This window comes from Acidovorax radicis N35 (genome assembly GCF_000204195.1).
Lineage (GTDB): Bacteria > Pseudomonadota > Gammaproteobacteria > Burkholderiales > Burkholderiaceae_C > Acidovorax > Acidovorax radicis.
Genome location: NZ_AFBG01000018.1, coordinates 494,038 through 510,080 on the forward strand (window position 1 = coordinate 494,038; position 16,043 = coordinate 510,080).

Consider the following 16,043-nt stretch of genomic DNA (forward strand, 5'->3'; position numbering starts at 1 on the left):
GAAGAGGTGGCGTGAAGGCATGATCAAACCTCCGTGAACACCTCTCCATGGGAAAGTTGTGCTACGGAAATGTAGTGATACAAAATAACTAGTTTTGGTTCCACTCCAGCGTCGAAATTTGACGATGGGCCCTTGCGCGTTGGTGGTTTGCGGTTGGCATGAGCGCTATCGGTATCGCTCACGGCTCCTCCGCTGCCTGGCTGGACGAGGGCTTTTGGAGGGGCCGCAGATTCCGGCCAAGTCACTGTCGATCCCGACCCGCCAGGGTCACGGAAGGGGTCGGCATCAGTAGCTGATCCAGTCGTGGTGGGCGATGCGCCACTTTCCGTCGACCAGGCGCATCGGCAGCGCGCTGCGGTTCAGGGCATGCTGTCCGTTGGCGCCGACGTGGAACGGCTTGTCCATCATGCCGCCGCGCCATGCCGGCATGCGCTCCAGTGCCTGGGACACGGAGGCCCGGGTGATCGGCCCCTCCATTCCCATCATCACGTGCACCAGTGCACGGGCGGCGATGTAGCCCCCTTGGGACAGCGAGCTGGGCTCCACCTGGCGCGAGACCAGCAGCCGCCGCCAGTCCGCGGTCTGCATCGAGCTGCTGGACCAGGGATCGAATTCCGCCATGGCATAGATGCCCTCGCCCGACCAGGCGCTCAGCGCCCTGGCGGTCTGGGAGGTGTAGGACGCGGTGAGCAGGATGATCGGTGTCTTCGCCATCGCCGGGTGGCTGGCCTTGATCCAGTCGAGCGATGGCCCTTCCGGACCGGTGTAGACCAGCACCTGGCATTGCCGGGCGCTGACGCGTTGCACCACGCCGGGCAGCGGGTCTTCAAGGCGGTAGACGTCCAGCGATGGCGCGGGTGCGGACATGCGCCGGGCCCAGTCCTGCACGGTCTGCTCGAAGGCTTCCGTCATGCCTGGCAGGGCCGGGGAGACGACGCAGATCCGCTGGTGCTGCAGCACCCGGTAGGCAAAGGTCAGCGCATTGGCGGTGGACACGTAGGGGCCGGCATTCATGGGCGCGATGTGCGTCGACGAAAAGCAGGCCGGGTCCACGCCGGCGCCTGGAAGGTTGAACAGCCTGGCCTGGGCATAGCGGGCATGGTTGACGCCGCACTCCAGCACGCTGGAACCCCCTGCCAGCGCGACCACGCGAGCGTCGTCGATGAGTCGGGAGGCCCCCTTGTGGGCGCTCTCGGGGTTCATCTGGTCATCGACCACGGTGTACTCGATGCGACGCCCCTGCACGCCTCCAGCGGCGTTGATGGTGTCGAAGTAGGCCCGGGCGGCCTGCACGCTGGTCGCGGACGCTCCGGGGCCGCTGAGGCTGCTCACGGCGCCCACCACGATAGGGGGCTTGTCGCTGGCCTGGGCGCAGGCGCCGCTTGCGCACAGCACCAGCCCCGCGGCGAGCATGGGCCGCTTCATGGTGCCACCCGCCTGGCCGTGCCCATGGGGGGCCACAGACCGATGAGTCCGCGGGGCGCCAACAGGCTCACCGCCATGGCCACGCAGCCCATGGCAATGAGGTACCAACCCCCGGAAATGCCCAGCGAAGCTGCCAGCAGCTCCCGCAGGCCGAACCACACCAGGACGCCGACCACCGGCCCGGCGATCGTGCCGATGCCACCGATCATCGTGGCAAAAAGCATCATCACCACCCAGTTGATGTCGAATGCCGAACCAGGCACCACGAACATGCCGCCCATGAAGTACACCGCGCCGGCCAGCGAGCATACGGCGCCGGAGATGACGAAGGTGATCAAGCGCACGCGCTGCACATCGATGCCGATGCTGCGCGCGGCCACCTCGTTGTCACGCACGGCGGTCACGGCCAGGCCCAGCCGCGACTGCATCAGCAGGTACAGGCCAGCGACGGCACCGATGCCCAGGGAGCATGCCAGCCAGAAGCTCACCTGGGCAAACTGCTCGATGTCCTCCAGCATGGACATGTCCAGCGTCAGGCCGGCACTGCCGCCGAGCGCCGGTGTCTTGGAGACCAGCAGCGTGACGATCTCGGCCACCACCCAGATCCCGATGGAAAAATACGCATCGCGCAGGCGGAACAGCGCCGGCGCGACCACCATCGCCGCCAGAGCCCCGAGCACACCCGTCACCGGCAGCACCAGGTAGGGCGAGAGGCCCGTGCGTTGCGTGAAATCAAAGAGGGCGTAGGCCCCGATGCCGATGAACAGCTGGTGGCCGAGGGACAGCAGGCCGCCGTACCCCGCCAGCAGGTTCCACATCTGGGCCATGCAGATGGCCAGAAGCACTTCGCTCACCAGCCGCATCATGCCGGCGTCCAGCCAGCGCGGCGCCAGTGCGGCCACCAGGGTGCATGGCACCAGCCACGCCAACACCAGGAGCAATGGCTTTTTCATTTGCGTCCCCCCGCCAGGCCGTTGGGCTTGAACACCAGGGTTGCCAGAAACAGCAGGTGGGCATACAGGGAGCCGGCGTTGGAGTCGATGCGCTGCCCGAAGAGCTGCGCCACGCCCAGCACCAGTCCCCCAGCCATGGCGCCCCAGAACGAACCGAGCCCCCCGATGATCACCACTTCAAAGGCGATGAGCATCCGCTCGACGCCCGAGAAGGGGGTGAACAGCGTGCGCTGCGCCAAGAGGTAGCCCGCGCCCATGGCAAACGCCGCAGCCAGCCCCATGACCTGGCAGAAGACCCGTTCGGGCTTGACGCCCATGAGCCGCACCATGTCGGGGAAATCGGCCGTGGCGCGCACGATGCGGCCGAACTCGGTGCGCTGCAGCACCCATTGGAGGGTGGCGAACATGGCCAAGGCCAGGCCCAGCATGAGCACCGGATACAGCCCCACGGAGATGCCCAGCAGGTCCATGCTGGCGCTGCCCAGGCCGCCGGCGTCCACGGCGCGCGAGTCTGCACCCAACAGCTCGACCATGCCATTGCGCAGCAGCACCGACAGTCCGAACGTGAGCACCATGGGCGTGAGCACATTGCCCATTCGTACGGCGCGGTTCAGCACACAGGCCTGCAGCAGCCACCCGAACAGGTAGCCGATGACCACCACCGGCACCAGCATGGCCCAGACGGGAACCTGGCTGAACCAGCCGATCAGGAAGAAGCCGGCATAGGCGCCCAGCACGATGAACTCTCCGTGCGCCAGGTTCACCACCCGCATCACGCCGAAGACCAGTGCCAGCCCCAGCCCGAACAGGGCATACAGCCCCCCCAGCAGCAGGCCGTTGATCAGTGTCGAAATCCATTCCATGTTCATTCATTCCCCGAAGTAAGCGGCAGTGACCTGGGCGTTGCTGACCGCAGCACTGGCCCCCTGCAGCGTGACCTGCCCCTTGAGCAGGCAGGCCATCTGATCGGAGACGGCGCAGGCGCGGGCCACGTCCTGCTCCACCAGCACGATGGACAGCCCCTCGCTGCGGATGCGCGAGAAGGTGCGGTAGATGTCTTCGACGACCAGGGGCGCAAGCCCCAGCGAGAGTTCGTCGCAAAGCAGCAGGCGCGGGTTGCTCAGCAGTGCGCGGCCGATGGCCACCATCTGCTGCTGCCCGCCCGACAGCTGCGTGGCGTTTCGGTGTCGCAAGTCCTTGAGGACCGGAAAGGTGTCGTATACGGCGCCCAGCGTCCACGGTCCGGTGCGGCGGGTGAGGGTGCCCATCTGCAGGTTCTCCTGCACCGTCAGTGACGGGAACAGCATGCGCCCTTCCGGCACCATGGCGATGCCCAGCCGGGCCAGTGCCTGGGCAGGCATACCGGCCACATCGGCACCGTCAAAGCGGATGCGGCCCTGGCGCGGCGCCATCAGCCCCGTGATCGAGCGCAGCAGCGTGGTCTTGCCCGCGCCGTTGGCGCCGATGAGGGCCAGCACTTCGCCAGCCTCGAGGGAAATGCTGACGCCCGAAAGCGCCTGGAAGTCGCCGTAAAAGACGTTCACCGCGTCGATGTCAAGCAGCGGCATTGGCAGGCACCCCCATGTAGATTTCGCGCACGATGGCACTGTCCATGACCGTGGCCGGGTGGTCCTCCAGCAGCTTGCGCCCGAAGTGCAGCACCATGATGCGGTCGGCCACTGCCCGCAGCGCCTGGGCGATGTGCTCGATCCAGACGATGGCATAGCTTTGCTTGAGTTCATGGACCAGCTCCACCATCTGGTGCACCTCGCGCTCGGTCAGGCCGCCGGCCACCTCGTCGAGCAGCAGCAGCCGGGGTTGGGCGGCCACCGCCTTGGCCATCTCCAGGCGCTTGCGGTCCAGCAGGGGCAGCGCCCCGGCCGTTTTCTGGGCCATCTTGTCCAGGCTGCAGCGTTGCAGGGCCGCCATAGCCGCCTGCGCTGCCGCGTCGCCGCGCAGCCCGCCCGCAAAGGTCGCTGCGGCCAGCACGTTGTGGAAAACGGTGAGGTTGCCGAACGGTTGTGGTACCTGGAAGGCGCGTGCCACGCCCAGGCGCGCACGCTGGTGGGCCGGCAGGCCGGAGATCACCTTGCCGTCGAGCGCGATGTGCCCTGCGTCTGCGCCCACGGTGCCCGTGAGCAGGTGAAAAAGGGAGCTTTTGCCGGCCCCATTGGGCCCGATCACGCCCAGGCACTGGCCCACCGACAGATCGATATCGATCGCATCGGCCACCACCACCTGGCCGTAGGCCTTGCACAGGCCTCTGACTTGAAGCGTCACGTGGTGTTCCCTCAGGAGAGTTGCGACAGCAACTCGAGCCGGCCACCCAGCGGCAAGCCGGGCGCCAGTGCGTTGTTGACCACCGTCAGTTCATAGGGAGACTTGGCACCTGCCGCGGCGCGGCGCCACTGGCCTCCCGCCAGTGCGGTCTTGGCCACGCTCTTGATCGGGCTGCCCTTGAAGTCCACGCGGCCCACCAGTGTTTCCAGCGTGGTGTTCTGGATGGCATCGCGCACGGCCTTGCGGTCGAAGGGGTTGCTGGCGGTCTTGAGCGCATGCAGGCCCACCTCCCACAGCGCGTGGGCGTAGCCCAGTGGCTGCGTCCACTGGTTGCCGGTGTCCTTCTCCCACTCGCCCGCGAACTCGGCGGCTGACTGCCCGGTGAGCGACGATTTGTAGGGAAAGCTCGGCGACCACCACACCTCGGTGGACATGCCGTTGCCAGCCGTGCCGAGCGCCTTGAGTGCACTGGGGAACAGGAAGGCACCTGCGACGGTACAGATCTCCGGCTTGAAGCCCTGTTGCTGGGCCTGCTTCCAGAAGGTGGCGAAATGACTTTCGTACATGAAGCCCGAGACGATGTGCGCGTCAGCCTTCTTGAAGCCCGTGATCTGGTTGCTGAAGTCATCGGTGGCGACCTTGAAGAACCCGCCGTTGGACTCGCGGTAGCCGGCCTTGCTCAAGGCCGGGGGCATGCCCATCAGCGGGTCGGCGAAGGCCGCGCCGGGGGGGTTGTCGATGTAGAGCGTTCCCACTGCACGGTTGGTCTTCACGCTGTCCCACAGCGAGACGAAGGTCTTGACCACGTCGTCCGCACCCCAGAAGAAATGGAAGGAGAACGGAAAGCCCTTGCTGATCTTGCCGTTGCGCGCGAACAGGAAGGCCTGCCAGGGCGACATGGTGCTGACCATGGGAATACCGTGCACGTCGCACAGCTGGCCCGCCGGGGTGGACGCATCACCGTCCTGCACGAGCATCAGGTCGACCTTTTCGCGCAGCACAAGCTCGCTGGCCACCTGCACCGAGCGGTTGGGGTCGGACTGGTTGTCGCGCAGCAGGATCTCCACGGGTATCGTCTGTCCACCGATGTCGAGCCCGTTCTTGAGCCGTTCGCGCAGCTTGGCAAGGTGCCACTGGTCGGCGACGCCAAAGGGCGCGCGCGGTCCGGAAAGGGCCGTGATGTAGCCGATGCGCAGGGTCTTGGCCTGCGCGATGGCAAAGCCCGGAATGCTGCTGGCAGCGGTCCATGCCAGCGAGTTCTTCAGGAACTGGCGGCGCGGCGCGGCAGAGGGGGTGGGGGTGGTCAGGTCGTTCATGGTGAGGCTCCAGGGATGGCAATCAGGGATGCGAGGGAATGGGAAAGGCGCCGGTGAATTTCGACAGCGTGCGGGCGATCAGCCCAGGCTCCATGCCTTGTGTGATGAAGACCAGGAGAGAGCGGCGGTCCGCGCCGGGCCAGGCCGGCAGCGACTCGGGCGGATGGATCAGGTGCTGGGCGGCATGCACCACCCGTGGGCGCTCCGGGTCTTCGGCGACGTGGATCAGGCCCTTGAAGCGCAGCATCTGTTCGCCGCGCAGGGCCGCCAGCAGTTCGAGCCAGTGGCTGAACGCTGCGCCCTGCACCGGCTCGTCGATGGCGAAGCATTCGGTGGTGATGTCGCTGGAGTGGGACAGGTGCTGGCGGGATGGGGCGGCAAGCCGCGCGCCACCACGGCCTGGGTTGCCCAGCAGCAGCCAGCCAGGGCGCTGGCCCCGGGGGGCGTGCAGGCGGTCTTTCAGCGCCAGGAACTCGTGCCCCAGGTGGAACAGGTGCTCGGAGTCCAGTTCACCGCGCACCACCCGGCGCAGCGGCGCACTCGCGTTGATGCGTGCGAGCTGCTGTGTCAGGGGTTGAAGGTCGCGTGCGCCAGCCAGATCGGTCTTGGTCAGCAGCAAGGTGTCCGCCATGGCCACCTGCCGGCGGGCCTCTTCGTGCCGCTGCAGCGTGGCGGCGCCGTTGCAGGCGTCCACGGTGACGGCCACGCCCTCCAGGCGGAAATGGCCGGCCAGAGCCTCGTGTGTGGCCAGGGTGTGCAGCAAGGGCATCGGGTCCGCCAGGCCCGTGGTCTCCACCACCACCCGGTTGAACCGTACTGCGCCCTGCTGGCGACGTGCGTGCAGATCGGCCAGGGTGCGCGCCAGGTCCTCGCTGACCGAGCAGCACACGCAGCCGTTGGGCAGCACCTGCACATTCGGCGCCACGTGCTGTACCAGCAGGTGGTCCAGGCCCATTGCTCCCAACTCGTTGACGATGACGGCGGTGTCCTGCCATTCGGCACGCTGCATGAGCTGGTGCAGCAGCGTGGTCTTGCCGCTGCCCAGAAAGCCCGTCAGCACGATGACGGGAACGCGCGGGTCGTCCGTCATGCGGTCGCTCCATGGACACAGCGGCCCTCGAACCAGGTCTGCAGCACCTCCGTGGCACCCAGCTGGCCCGGGTCCACGTCGAACAGCAGGGTGTCCAGGATGGCCAGGTCGGCAGACTTGCCCACTTCGATTGAGCCGGTCAGGTGCGCCAGGCCGGTGGCCTGCGCCGCCTGGATGGTGTAGGCCCTGAGGGCTTCTTCCACGCCAATCGCTTCTTCGGGACACAGGGCGCCGTCCAGGCGGCCCGTCGGATCACGGCGCGTCACCATGCCTTGGATGGAAGGCCAGGGACTGGGGTCCGGGACCACGGGCCAGTCGGATCCCCCGGCGACCAGCGCGCCGGCGTCGATGAGCGAGCGGATCGGCGCGATCCGGTCCACCAGCGGTTGGGGCACCGCGCTGCGGATGGCCTCGATGATCACGCTGGGAAACCACAGCGGGGGCGACAGATCGGCCACCACATCGAGCTCGGCAAAACGCGGGATCTCTGCCGGATCGACGAAGCTGGCGTGGGCGATCTGGTGGCGCAGGCCGGGACCATTGAAGCTGCGCAGCACATCGATGGCATCGAGCGCAGCACGCGTCGATGCGTCACCCGTGCAGTGGATCTTGACGCGGATTCCCCGGCGCTCACTGTCGGCCAGCACCTTGGCCAGCTGCGGCACGGTCAGGGTGGTGCCGCCGCGAAAGCAGCAGCCGTGCACGGCGTCGGGCAGGTAGGGTTCCAGCATGGCGGCGGTGCGCGAAGTGGGCACGCCGTCCAGGAAGATCTTGCCCGCATCGGGCATGAAGTGCCTGCTGCGGAACTGCTCGCGCAGGGCCAGCAACTCTTCGCCGGCTTCGCCGGGTGCCAGCGGCGCTTCGGTCACGGGTACGGAGCCCACGACCCAGGCACTCAGGCGCCCCTGGTCTTCCAGCGCTTTCACCGCGCGCAGCACCGCGCGGGTGGTGAGGGCTTCCTGCATACCGGTCACGCCGCAGGCGTTGAGCCGCTTGATCGCGTGTGCGGCAGCCTCCACGTCCAGATGCGGGGTCGCATCCATGGCCTTGGCAAGCGCGATCTCCACCAGGCTGCAAGCGGCTTCCAGGAGCAGCCCGGTGGCCGCGCCTGTGGCCGGGTCGCGCACGATCCGGCCGTTGGTCGGGTCCGGCGTGTCGTCCTGTATGCCGGCGGCCTCCAGGGCGGCGCTGCTGACGAATCGGTTGTGGTGCGAATCGTCTCGCAGCATCACGGGGCGGCCGCCGGCCGCTTCGTCGAGCCGTTGGCGGGCCTTCTGGTCGAGCTGGTCCATCAGGGACGAGCCCCAAATGCCGCCCACGATCCATTCCCCGGGGGCCTTGCCCGCGGCCGCACCGCGCACGGCTGCCAGCACCTGGTCGAGGCTGAAAAAGGGCGGCACGAACATTTCGTACAGCTCCGCGCGGCCAGCCCAGACGAAGTGGTTGTGCACGTCCAGCAGCCCGGGGACCACCATCGCGCCAGGCAGGTCGACCACCTGTGCGTCGGGCAGTGCGGCCTGGGCCTCCTGCAGCGTCCCGACGGCGACGATGCGGCCCTCCTGCACGGATATTGCTTCGGCCCAGGGGCGGCTCGCCGCCATGGTGAAGATGCGGGGATGGTGAAGGATCAGCGTCGGCAAAGGGGTGGCGTCGGTGGTCATGGATGGTTGGGGGGTCTGGAGGTCAATGGAATGAAACGAGGGAATCCACCGTTGCAAGCCCTGGGGCGTTCGGTACGCTCTGGGCTGTCGATGGCTGCTGGCCGGCGCGCGGTGCCGCCGGCGCTGTGTACGAATTCATGGCGCCTGGCGTCGAGAAACTCTTCTTATGCGTAATGGCCCTTCCGCCTACCTGAGCAAACCCGATGAGCTGCTGTTGGACCTGTATGCCAGTGCGGCGCAGCCATCGCGCTGGACCCAGTCGCTCGACAGGCTGTGCGCCACCACGGGGGCCTGCTCTGCGGTGGTGCAGGCCTTCCGCTTCGAGCAGGGCCAGGCCCACATCCTCTGGACCGCGCGAGATTCCCGCACGCTGGCGGGGCTGGCCAACGAACCCCAGGGCCTGGCCGATGACAATCCGCGGCTGAACCATCGCCGCGCATTGCGCGGGCTGGACCGGGTAGCGGGCGACGAAGTGCTGTTCGAACCGGGTGACGAGGCGCGGCCCATGCTCCAGCAGCGGCTGGCGACCTTGGGGCTGGGCCGCTTCATCGGCACGCTGCAGGACGTGGGCCGGGGGATGTACCTGGGCCTGGCCTTGCACCGATCCGTGACGGACTTCGAGGATTTCAACGAACAGCACGCCAATCGGCTGGCCGATCTGGCGCCGCATCTGGGGCAGGCGTTTCTGCTCACGGAGCAGCTCACCGCATCGGTGGAGCGGGATGAGCGCCTGCGCGAGCTGATGGACTGCCTGCGCTTTGGCATCGTGCTGAGCGACGACAAAGGCTGCGTGCAATGGTCCAATCGCCACGCCTTGGCCTTGCTCGGCGCCGATTCGGCACTGACCCTGCGCGGAGAATCCCTGCATGGCCGCAATGCCGCAGAAACCCAGCGGCTGCTGGCCGAGCTCGCCAGGCTGCGGGTTGCCCCCGCCCAGACCGTTGGTTACCTGCGCATGGGGCAGGGCACCGGTGCCTTGCACGTGGCGGCCCAGGCATCGGGTGGCGCCGGGGCGCTGGTGCTCGTCATCTCCGCAGCGGACCAGGCACTGGACTTGCCCCTGGGGGCGCTGGAGAACCTGTTCGGGCTGACGCCGACCGAGGCGCGCCTGCTTGGTGCGTTGGCAACGGGCAGCTCCGTCGAGGACTACGCGCTGCAGCGTGGCGTATCGGTGGGGACAGCGCGCGTGCAGCTCAAGCAGATACAGGCCAAGACGGGGCAGCATCGCCAGTCCGATCTGGTCCGCCTGGTGCTTTCTTCGGCAGCTGCGCATCTGTCGGGCTCTGGCAATTCGAGGGGGCGCTGAACTCAGAAAGTCCAGGCTGCGCGCACGGCAAACTGCGTACCCTGTGCGCGGTTGCGCGCGCCGAACTCCTTGTAGACATGGGCCCAGATCAGCGGCCAGTCGGAACCCAGTTCAAAGAAGCTGACGGTGGGGCCCAGTGCCACCACACGCGAGCGGTTGCCATCCTGGAAGCGGGCTCCGTTGGCCTTGTCATCCGTCAGTTGCTTGTACAGATAGCCGCCGACTCCGAAGGTCCAAGCCCCTGCATGCTGGCCCACGGCGAAGTCGTGCTGGTACTCCATGCCCGAGCGGTACTGCGTGTCCTTGTTCTTGCCGTGCACATTCACCTGGATGTTGGACGACACCTCGAACCCGCCCGGTGTGATGTAGGTGAATGCAAAGGTCGGCGAGGCCGTCCAGTGGTTGGTGCCGGCGTTGATGATCCGGGTGCGGTCATAGGAGCCGGTGGGCAATTGCAGTTCCACCCGCGCGTTCATGAACACGCCAGGCGAGGGGGTCCACTTGACGATCACCGGCGCGACCTGCACATCGCCGATCGCGCGGTTCTCCCCCCGCAGGTCCAGCGGTCCGACGGGCGTGGGGACCGTCAGGCGGTTCTGCATGTCCAGGTAGGGCACGACCGCGGAGAAGCCGTAGGTACCGCCCAGCAGCGGGGTGTCGGTCATCTTCACCACGGCGGCACCGACGCTGCTGGCGCGGATCTTGATCCCCACGGGGGCTGCGTTGCCGTTGGTGTCCTTCAGCCGTGTGGCGCTGTACTGGGCTGCCCGCACGCCCACGGTGGCCACGTCGGAGGGCGGAGGCAGCATGCCGGCGCCGAACTCGAATACACCGATGGGTGTGATCGGCGCGCCGTTCTCGACGGCGTGTGCCGCACAGGCCAGGCTCAGGGCGCTGGCAGACACCAGGGTTTTGCGCAGGGTCAGGGATGCGATTTGCATGGAAGTCGTCTCTTCGTTCAGGGGTGGATGAAAGCGTTTGTCTGGGGTTTGAGGTTAGGGATCGGGTGCCGCGGCATCACCTACCAAACGGGATAGAGCGCGCTAAGGGTTTGTTCGGGTGCAGCCGCTCAGCGCCAACGCCGTTGCCCTGCGCTGGTGCGCGCGCGTTGAACCCAGCGGGTGAGAGGGGCTCAGTTCGGTGCGGTGCAGCCCGATGCCTGCCCTGGCGCGGTGCATGGATTGGCATTGCGGCGACCCGCAATCACGCTTGCGCAGCCTGGGGAAAAGGGGCTCGCATGGATCCGGAAGACGCCGCACTCAGGCCACCAGGACGTCAGGAAGGAATGCGGCCAGGCGCACAGTGCAGACCACACTGGCGCGGCCATGAAAAAGCCATCGCCGATTGCGGGCGATGGCCATGGGGGGGGTCGAATGCCTGGCCTGTCAGTCCAGGTAGAAGCCGGATGCCTTGACGATGGGAGCCCATACCGCAGCGCCGGCTTCCTGGGCCGTGCGCAGTTCTGCCGGGGAGCTTGGTTTGGGCTGCAGGCCAATGGCCATCAACCGCGCATACACATCACGCTCAGCCAGCACCTTGCGCAGCGCGGTGTTCCACTGCGCAATGGCTGCAGGCGATGTGGCGGCCGGTGCATACAGACCGTACCAGCCTTTCACCTGGGTTCCCGGGTAGCCGCTCTCCGCAAAGGTCGGCACATCCGGGAGAAGCGGCGCGCGCTCGCGGCCTGACACTGCCAGCACCTGCACCTTGCCGCTGCGGTGCATCTCCAGCATGTCACCCAGGGTGTTGATGCCTGCTGGAACATGGCCGCCTGCCATGGCGGTGACCAGGGGTGCACCGCCCTGGAAGGGCACGTGCACCATCGGCAACTGCGTGACCTGGCCCACCAGCAAGCCGAAGAAGTGCAGGGGGCTGCCTGCCGCAGGCGACCCGAAGCTGGCGCGCTCCGGTGACTGGCGCGCCCACTTCACGAAGTCTGGCAAGGTCTTGGCGCCAGCGACACTGCCGGCCGCCAGGACGTACGGAAACTCCGCCACCATCGAGATGGGAGCGAGATCGGACACCGTGTATGCGAGCTTGCGGAAGACCAGGGGGTTGGTGACCGTGAGCGCTTCGGGCGCCAGCATCACCACGCTCCCGTCGCTCGGAGCGGACTTGAGCGCGGCTGCGGCGATCCGCCCGCCTGCGCCCGGCCGGTTGTCAACGATCACGGGGCGGCCCAGTTGGGCCGACAGCTTTTCGGTGAGCAGGCGCGCAACGGCGTCGGCCGAGCCGCCAGCCGGGAAGCCGACGACGATGCGGGCGGGCGTATCTGTCGACTGCGCCCAGGCGGCTGGCGCGGCGCATGCCGCAGCCAGTGCGATGACCAGGCTGCGGCGCAGGCAGGGGAGGAGAGTGGGATCGGGCATGGCACTGTCCTTCGCTGTAGGGGTGGGGCTGCAAGCTGCATGGCAGCGTGGCCGGGGCCCAGGTTATTCCTGCGAAGAACGCACCGTTATCGAAATCCTGCAAATGTGGTTGCGTCTGTTGCAAGTGCGCAGAACCCCCGCCTGCACGCTTGCGGCGGCTTGTACGCGGGGCTACGCTGGGTTTCCGCACTGTCTGCGCCATCCCTTGCCATTGCCATGAACTGGACATCGCCCTATCCCTCGCACCGCACGCCGACCCTGGCGCGCAACACCGTCACCACCACGCAGCCCCTGGCGGCCCAGGCCGGGCTGCGTGTGCTGCAAGCCGGGGGCAATGCCGTGGACGCGGCATTGGCCGCCGCCATCACGCTCACGGTGGTGGAGCCGATCATGAATGGCATAGGCGGTGATCTCTATGCGATGGTGTGGGACCAGGGGAGGCTGCACGGCCTGAACGCGACGGGCGCTGCGCCCGCCGCGTGGAACCCTGAGCGGTTTGCCGGCCTTGCGCAGATGCCGCGCAACGGTTGGGATGCGGTCACCGTGCCAGGCCAGGTATCCGGCTGGCGCGCCCTGTCGGAGCGGTTTGGTCGCTTGCCATTCGCGCGGCTGTTTGAGAGCGCCATCGACTATGCGGACAACGGATTCGCGGTGTCGCCTTTCATCGCCTCGGTCTGGCCTCTGCTGGCCGACCTGGTGCGCGGCCAGCCCGGCTTTGACGCGGCCTTCCTGCGCGCAGGACGCGCACCGGTGGCTGGCGAATGGTGGCGCTTTCCCGACCAGGCCAGGACACTGGCTGACATCGCAGCCACGGGCGGCGATTCCTTCTATCGCGGAGCCTTGGCCGAGCGCATTGCTGCCCATGCACGCGCAACGGGCGGTGCACTGACCGAGGCAGACCTGGCTGCCCAGCAGCCGCAGTGGGTGACACCTGTGGCACAGCGCTACCGTGGGCTCACCTTGCATGAGATTCCCCCCAACGGGCAGGGCATCGCCGCACTCATGGCGTTGGGAATGCTCGAGCACTTCGACATGCGCGAGGCAGGCCTGGACACCGCGGCAGCAGCACACCTGCAGATCGAGGCCATGAAGCTTGCCTTTGCCGATCTGCATGCCCATGTGGCCGACCCCGCGCACATGCAGTGCACCACCGCGCAACTGCTGGACCTGGACTACCTTGCGCGGCGCGCACGCCTGATCGACCCGCACCGCGCCCAGGCGCCAACGCCCGGTGCGCCCAAATCCGGGGGTACCGTCTATCTCGCTGCAGCAGATGCCAATGGCATGATGGTCTCGCTGATCCAGTCCAACTACTATGCCTTCGGGTCGGGGGTGGTGGTCCCGGGAACCGGGATAGCACTGCACAACCGGGGCTGGAACTTCAGCCTGGAGCCGGGCCACCCCAACCAGGTGGCGCCAGGCAAGCGCCCCTTGCACACCATCATCCCGGGTTTTGTCACCGACTCCGCGGGTGAGCCCTTGATGGCGTTCGGGGTGATGGGGGGATTCATGCAGGCCCAGGGGCACGTGCAGATGCTGTCGCGCCTGGCCGACTTCGGGCAAGCTCCCCAGGCCATGAACGATGCGCCGCGTTTCATGGTCTCGCCGGTGGACCATAGCGTGAAGCTGGAGACCCACATGCCCGAGGCGGTCGCGCAAGGCCTGCAGGAGCGGGGGCACGCCGTGCAGGCGCTTCCCACGGGGCACCTGGACTTTGGCGCGGCCCAGATCGTTCAGCGTGCGCAGGGCTACTACGTCGCTGCTTCCGATGGCCGCCGCGATGGCCAGGCGGTGGGCTATTGAAGGGCCGCCTGCCCGTGTGCCGGCGCGATGTGCCAGCGCTTCAGGAGCAGGCTGTAGTCGGGTGCGCCTTGAAGGTCGTGGATGAACGCATTGAGTTCCGCGCGCATGGTGTCGGCTCCGGGGTCGCCGCAGACCCCCACCGTGTAGTGGAACACCGGGTCGGTGGGTGCAGCCGCCTGCACCTCCAGCCGGCCCGTCCAGGGGCTGTCGGGTGCTGCGCAGACCCAGCCGGCCATGGTCTGCTCCAGCAGCAGGGCATCCACCCGCCCCGCGCACAGCGCATCGAACACTTCGGTGAGCGATGGAAAGACCAGCAGGTTCTTCAGCCGGTGGGCATCGGCCTGCGGCTTGTCGCGGCCCCAGTGGACACCATGGGCATGCAGGAGATCGGGCACGGCCGGGTCCGGCATGGCCCCCAGCGTGTACCCGGCCAGCGAGCCGATGTCGGTGAAGCGCGCCTCGCCTCGCCTGCGAACCAGCACATAGCGAAAGTGCACATAGGGCTCGGAAAACGCCACGCGATGAAAGATGGGGGCGGGCACCAGGGCGCTCCACATGACGTCTGCTGCAGCGCCCGCGGGCGCGCCGGCCATGAGCAGCCAGGGACATTCGAGCCACGGGCGTTCCACGAACTCCACGGCCACCCCCAGCCTCCGGGCGAATGCGTGTGCCAGGTCGACGTCCAGGCCCCGTGGCTGGGATGCACCCCGGGCGCGAAAGCTCATGCCCCAGGCACGCGGCTCGATGGCGACCCGCAGCACGCCCCTGCCCCGCACGGAATCGAGCACGGAGACGCTGCTTCCTGTGGGCGCTCCGATCCGCTGCGCCGCGGCTGCCAGCGCACGGGGGCCGTGGCAGGCCTCTTGCATCTGCGTGCAGCCTTCGCCGGCAATCTCCAGCACACGGCGGCCTCGCTCAATGGCGTCGCGCGCATTGGCCAGCATGTCGGGTATGGCGCGCGTGTGCGCCTCCATTTCGTCCATGCGCTGCGCCATCTCGCTCTGGCTGGCAGACACGGAATGGAGTGCGCCGGATATGCGCTGGTCGGCATCGCCGATGCTGTGCGCCAGCGTGGTGTTGAACTGCGCGAAGCTGGCGCGAAACGGAGAAAAGTCCAGCAACTGGGCCACCTGCCGGGCGTCCAGCGAGGATCGCTCTGCCAGGTTGCGCATGCGGGTGGCAAGCACACCGAAGGCCCGGCCAGCCTCGCCGCCGTGCGCGGCCTGTATGCCGCTGTTGATGGCCAGCAAGGACAGCTCGCTGCTCGAGCGCTCTATGGTTTCCATGACCGCACCAATGCGTTCCATGCGCTTGTCCAGATCGGCTGACAGTTGCGTGAGCGAGCCAATGGTCTGGTGCGAGAGCGCGGAGAGGCGCTCGGTGCTGGCCAGTGTCTTTTCCTGCGCAGCTTGCCGGGACTGCTCCATCGTGGTGCGCATCGCCTCGAGTTCCTCGATCACCGTCCGGGAGCGGCTGTCTATTTCGGTGAACACGTCGCCCAGGGCATCGTGGCTGTCGGCGGTGTACTGCAGGAGCGCCACGGTGCGTCCCAGCGCCCGCTCCAGTTGGCCACCGAGCCGGGAGCCGGGCGCGCCCGCGGGATCGGGGGCCGTGGAGGGCTCGCGCACGGCGCTGGAGCGGGAAAAGAAGGGCATGTGCACGGCGAATGGAGTGTAGGAAGCGGAGGGCAAAGCCTGGCGGAACGCCGCGATGGGTATCGCTGCGTCCTCGACGATAGGTGCGGCCCCTGTGCTGGCGCTATCGAATTCCTGCAATCTTGCCGAGGACGTGGACAGGGCAGGGCCCGGCTGGCACAGCCCGTGCATTGGTTCACGGCACT

General features: G+C 67.4%; 13 protein-coding genes. 2 read left to right on the top strand and 11 right to left on the bottom strand.

All coding sequences use genetic code 11. The features are described from left to right. Positions 1–285: 285 nt before the first annotated feature. The 8 genes from ARADN35_RS0107905 to ARADN35_RS0107940 are packed head-to-tail and all read right to left on the bottom strand — an operon-like array spanning position 286 to position 8,725. Complete coding sequence (locus ARADN35_RS0107905) at positions 286–1,425, bottom strand: ABC transporter substrate-binding protein (protein WP_010460854.1); 1,140 nt, start codon at positions 1,423–1,425, stop codon at positions 286–288. Continuing rightward, entirely contained in the window at positions 1,422–2,378 is a 957-nt protein-coding gene (locus tag ARADN35_RS0107910) for a branched-chain amino acid ABC transporter permease (RefSeq protein WP_010460856.1), read from the bottom strand. The genes ARADN35_RS0107905 and ARADN35_RS0107910 overlap by 4 nt, the downstream gene beginning before the upstream one ends. Continuing rightward, the gene (locus tag ARADN35_RS0107915) at positions 2,375–3,241 is read right to left on the bottom strand and encodes a branched-chain amino acid ABC transporter permease (protein WP_010460858.1); all 867 of its coding nucleotides are present in this window, start codon (positions 3,239–3,241) and stop codon (positions 2,375–2,377) included. The genes ARADN35_RS0107910 and ARADN35_RS0107915 overlap by 4 nt, the downstream gene beginning before the upstream one ends. A gap of 6 nt (positions 3,242–3,247) precedes the next feature. Then, on the bottom strand, positions 3,248–3,946 hold the full coding sequence (locus tag ARADN35_RS0107920) for an ABC transporter ATP-binding protein (protein ID WP_010460860.1): 699 nt from the start codon (positions 3,944–3,946) through the stop codon (positions 3,248–3,250). Continuing rightward, a complete protein-coding gene (locus ARADN35_RS0107925) occupies positions 3,933–4,658 on the bottom strand; it encodes an ABC transporter ATP-binding protein (protein WP_010460862.1) in 726 nt (241 codons plus the stop codon). Before ARADN35_RS0107925 ends, ARADN35_RS0107920 begins: the two co-directional genes overlap by 14 nt. Before the next feature lie 11 nt (positions 4,659–4,669). After that, positions 4,670–5,974, bottom strand: coding sequence for an ABC transporter substrate-binding protein (locus ARADN35_RS0107930; protein WP_010460864.1), 1,305 nt, complete (start codon positions 5,972–5,974; stop codon positions 4,670–4,672). A 22-nt stretch (positions 5,975–5,996) separates the two neighbouring features. After that, positions 5,997–7,064, bottom strand: coding sequence for a CobW family GTP-binding protein (locus tag ARADN35_RS28680; protein ID WP_010460866.1), 1,068 nt, complete (start codon positions 7,062–7,064; stop codon positions 5,997–5,999). Further along, entirely contained in the window at positions 7,061–8,725 is a 1,665-nt protein-coding gene (locus ARADN35_RS0107940) for an amidohydrolase (RefSeq protein WP_010460867.1), read from the bottom strand. Before ARADN35_RS0107940 ends, ARADN35_RS28680 begins: the two co-directional genes overlap by 4 nt. Before the next feature lie 166 nt (positions 8,726–8,891). On the opposite strand from ARADN35_RS0107940, the gene ARADN35_RS0107945 reads away from it, so the two are divergent. After that, positions 8,892–10,031: a helix-turn-helix transcriptional regulator gene (locus ARADN35_RS0107945; protein WP_010460869.1), complete on the top strand. Its 1,140-nt coding sequence runs from the start codon at positions 8,892–8,894 to the stop codon at positions 10,029–10,031. 2 nt (positions 10,032–10,033) lie between these two features. Here the strand turns inward: ARADN35_RS0107945 and ARADN35_RS0107950 are convergent, their stop codons facing one another. Both ARADN35_RS0107950 and ARADN35_RS0107955 read right to left on the bottom strand, forming a co-directional pair. Continuing rightward, a complete protein-coding gene (locus tag ARADN35_RS0107950) occupies positions 10,034–10,972 on the bottom strand; it encodes a SphA family protein (protein ID WP_010460870.1) in 939 nt (312 codons plus the stop codon). 444 nt (positions 10,973–11,416) lie between these two features. After that, positions 11,417–12,400 (bottom strand): tripartite tricarboxylate transporter substrate-binding protein, encoded by a 984-nt coding sequence (locus ARADN35_RS0107955; protein WP_010460871.1) that lies wholly within the window; start codon positions 12,398–12,400, stop codon positions 11,417–11,419. A gap of 216 nt (positions 12,401–12,616) precedes the next feature. Here ARADN35_RS0107955 and ARADN35_RS0107960 point away from each other — a divergent pair, with 216 nt between their 5' ends. Continuing rightward, on the top strand, positions 12,617–14,203 hold the full coding sequence (locus ARADN35_RS0107960; RefSeq protein WP_010460872.1) for a gamma-glutamyltransferase family protein: 1,587 nt from the start codon (positions 12,617–12,619) through the stop codon (positions 14,201–14,203). Here ARADN35_RS0107960 and ARADN35_RS0107965 read toward each other — a convergent pair. Beyond that, complete coding sequence (locus ARADN35_RS0107965; RefSeq protein ID WP_010460873.1) at positions 14,197–15,858, bottom strand: methyl-accepting chemotaxis protein; 1,662 nt, start codon at positions 15,856–15,858, stop codon at positions 14,197–14,199. The genes ARADN35_RS0107960 and ARADN35_RS0107965 overlap by 7 nt on opposite strands. Positions 15,859–16,043: the final 185 nt, after the last annotated feature.

Bases quoted from the DNA above. Each gene is read 5' to 3' on its own strand.
- ARADN35_RS0107955 (WP_010460871.1), bottom strand. From the start codon at position 12,400: ATGCCCGATCCCACTCTCCTCCCCTGCCTGCGCCGCAGCCTGGTCATC.
- ARADN35_RS0107930 (WP_010460864.1), bottom strand. From the start codon at position 5,974: ATGAACGACCTGACCACCCCCACCCCCTCTGCCGCGCCGCGCCGCCAG.
- ARADN35_RS0107910 (WP_010460856.1), bottom strand. From the start codon at position 2,378: ATGAAAAAGCCATTGCTCCTGGTGTTGGCGTGGCTGGTGCCATGCACC.
- ARADN35_RS0107960 (WP_010460872.1), top strand. From the start codon at position 12,617: ATGAACTGGACATCGCCCTATCCCTCGCACCGCACGCCGACCCTGGCG.
- ARADN35_RS0107950 (WP_010460870.1), bottom strand. From the start codon at position 10,972: ATGCAAATCGCATCCCTGACCCTGCGCAAAACCCTGGTGTCTGCCAGC.
- ARADN35_RS0107945 (WP_010460869.1), top strand. From the start codon at position 8,892: ATGCGTAATGGCCCTTCCGCCTACCTGAGCAAACCCGATGAGCTGCTG.
- ARADN35_RS0107915 (WP_010460858.1), bottom strand. From the start codon at position 3,241: ATGGAATGGATTTCGACACTGATCAACGGCCTGCTGCTGGGGGGGCTG.
- ARADN35_RS0107905 (WP_010460854.1), bottom strand. From the start codon at position 1,425: ATGAAGCGGCCCATGCTCGCCGCGGGGCTGGTGCTGTGCGCAAGCGGC.
- ARADN35_RS28680 (WP_010460866.1), bottom strand. From the start codon at position 7,064: ATGACGGACGACCCGCGCGTTCCCGTCATCGTGCTGACGGGCTTTCTG.
- ARADN35_RS0107965 (WP_010460873.1), bottom strand. From the start codon at position 15,858: ATGCCCTTCTTTTCCCGCTCCAGCGCCGTGCGCGAGCCCTCCACGGCC.
- ARADN35_RS0107920 (WP_010460860.1), bottom strand. From the start codon at position 3,946: ATGCCGCTGCTTGACATCGACGCGGTGAACGTCTTTTACGGCGACTTC.
- ARADN35_RS0107940 (WP_010460867.1), bottom strand. From the start codon at position 8,725: ATGACCACCGACGCCACCCCTTTGCCGACGCTGATCCTTCACCATCCC.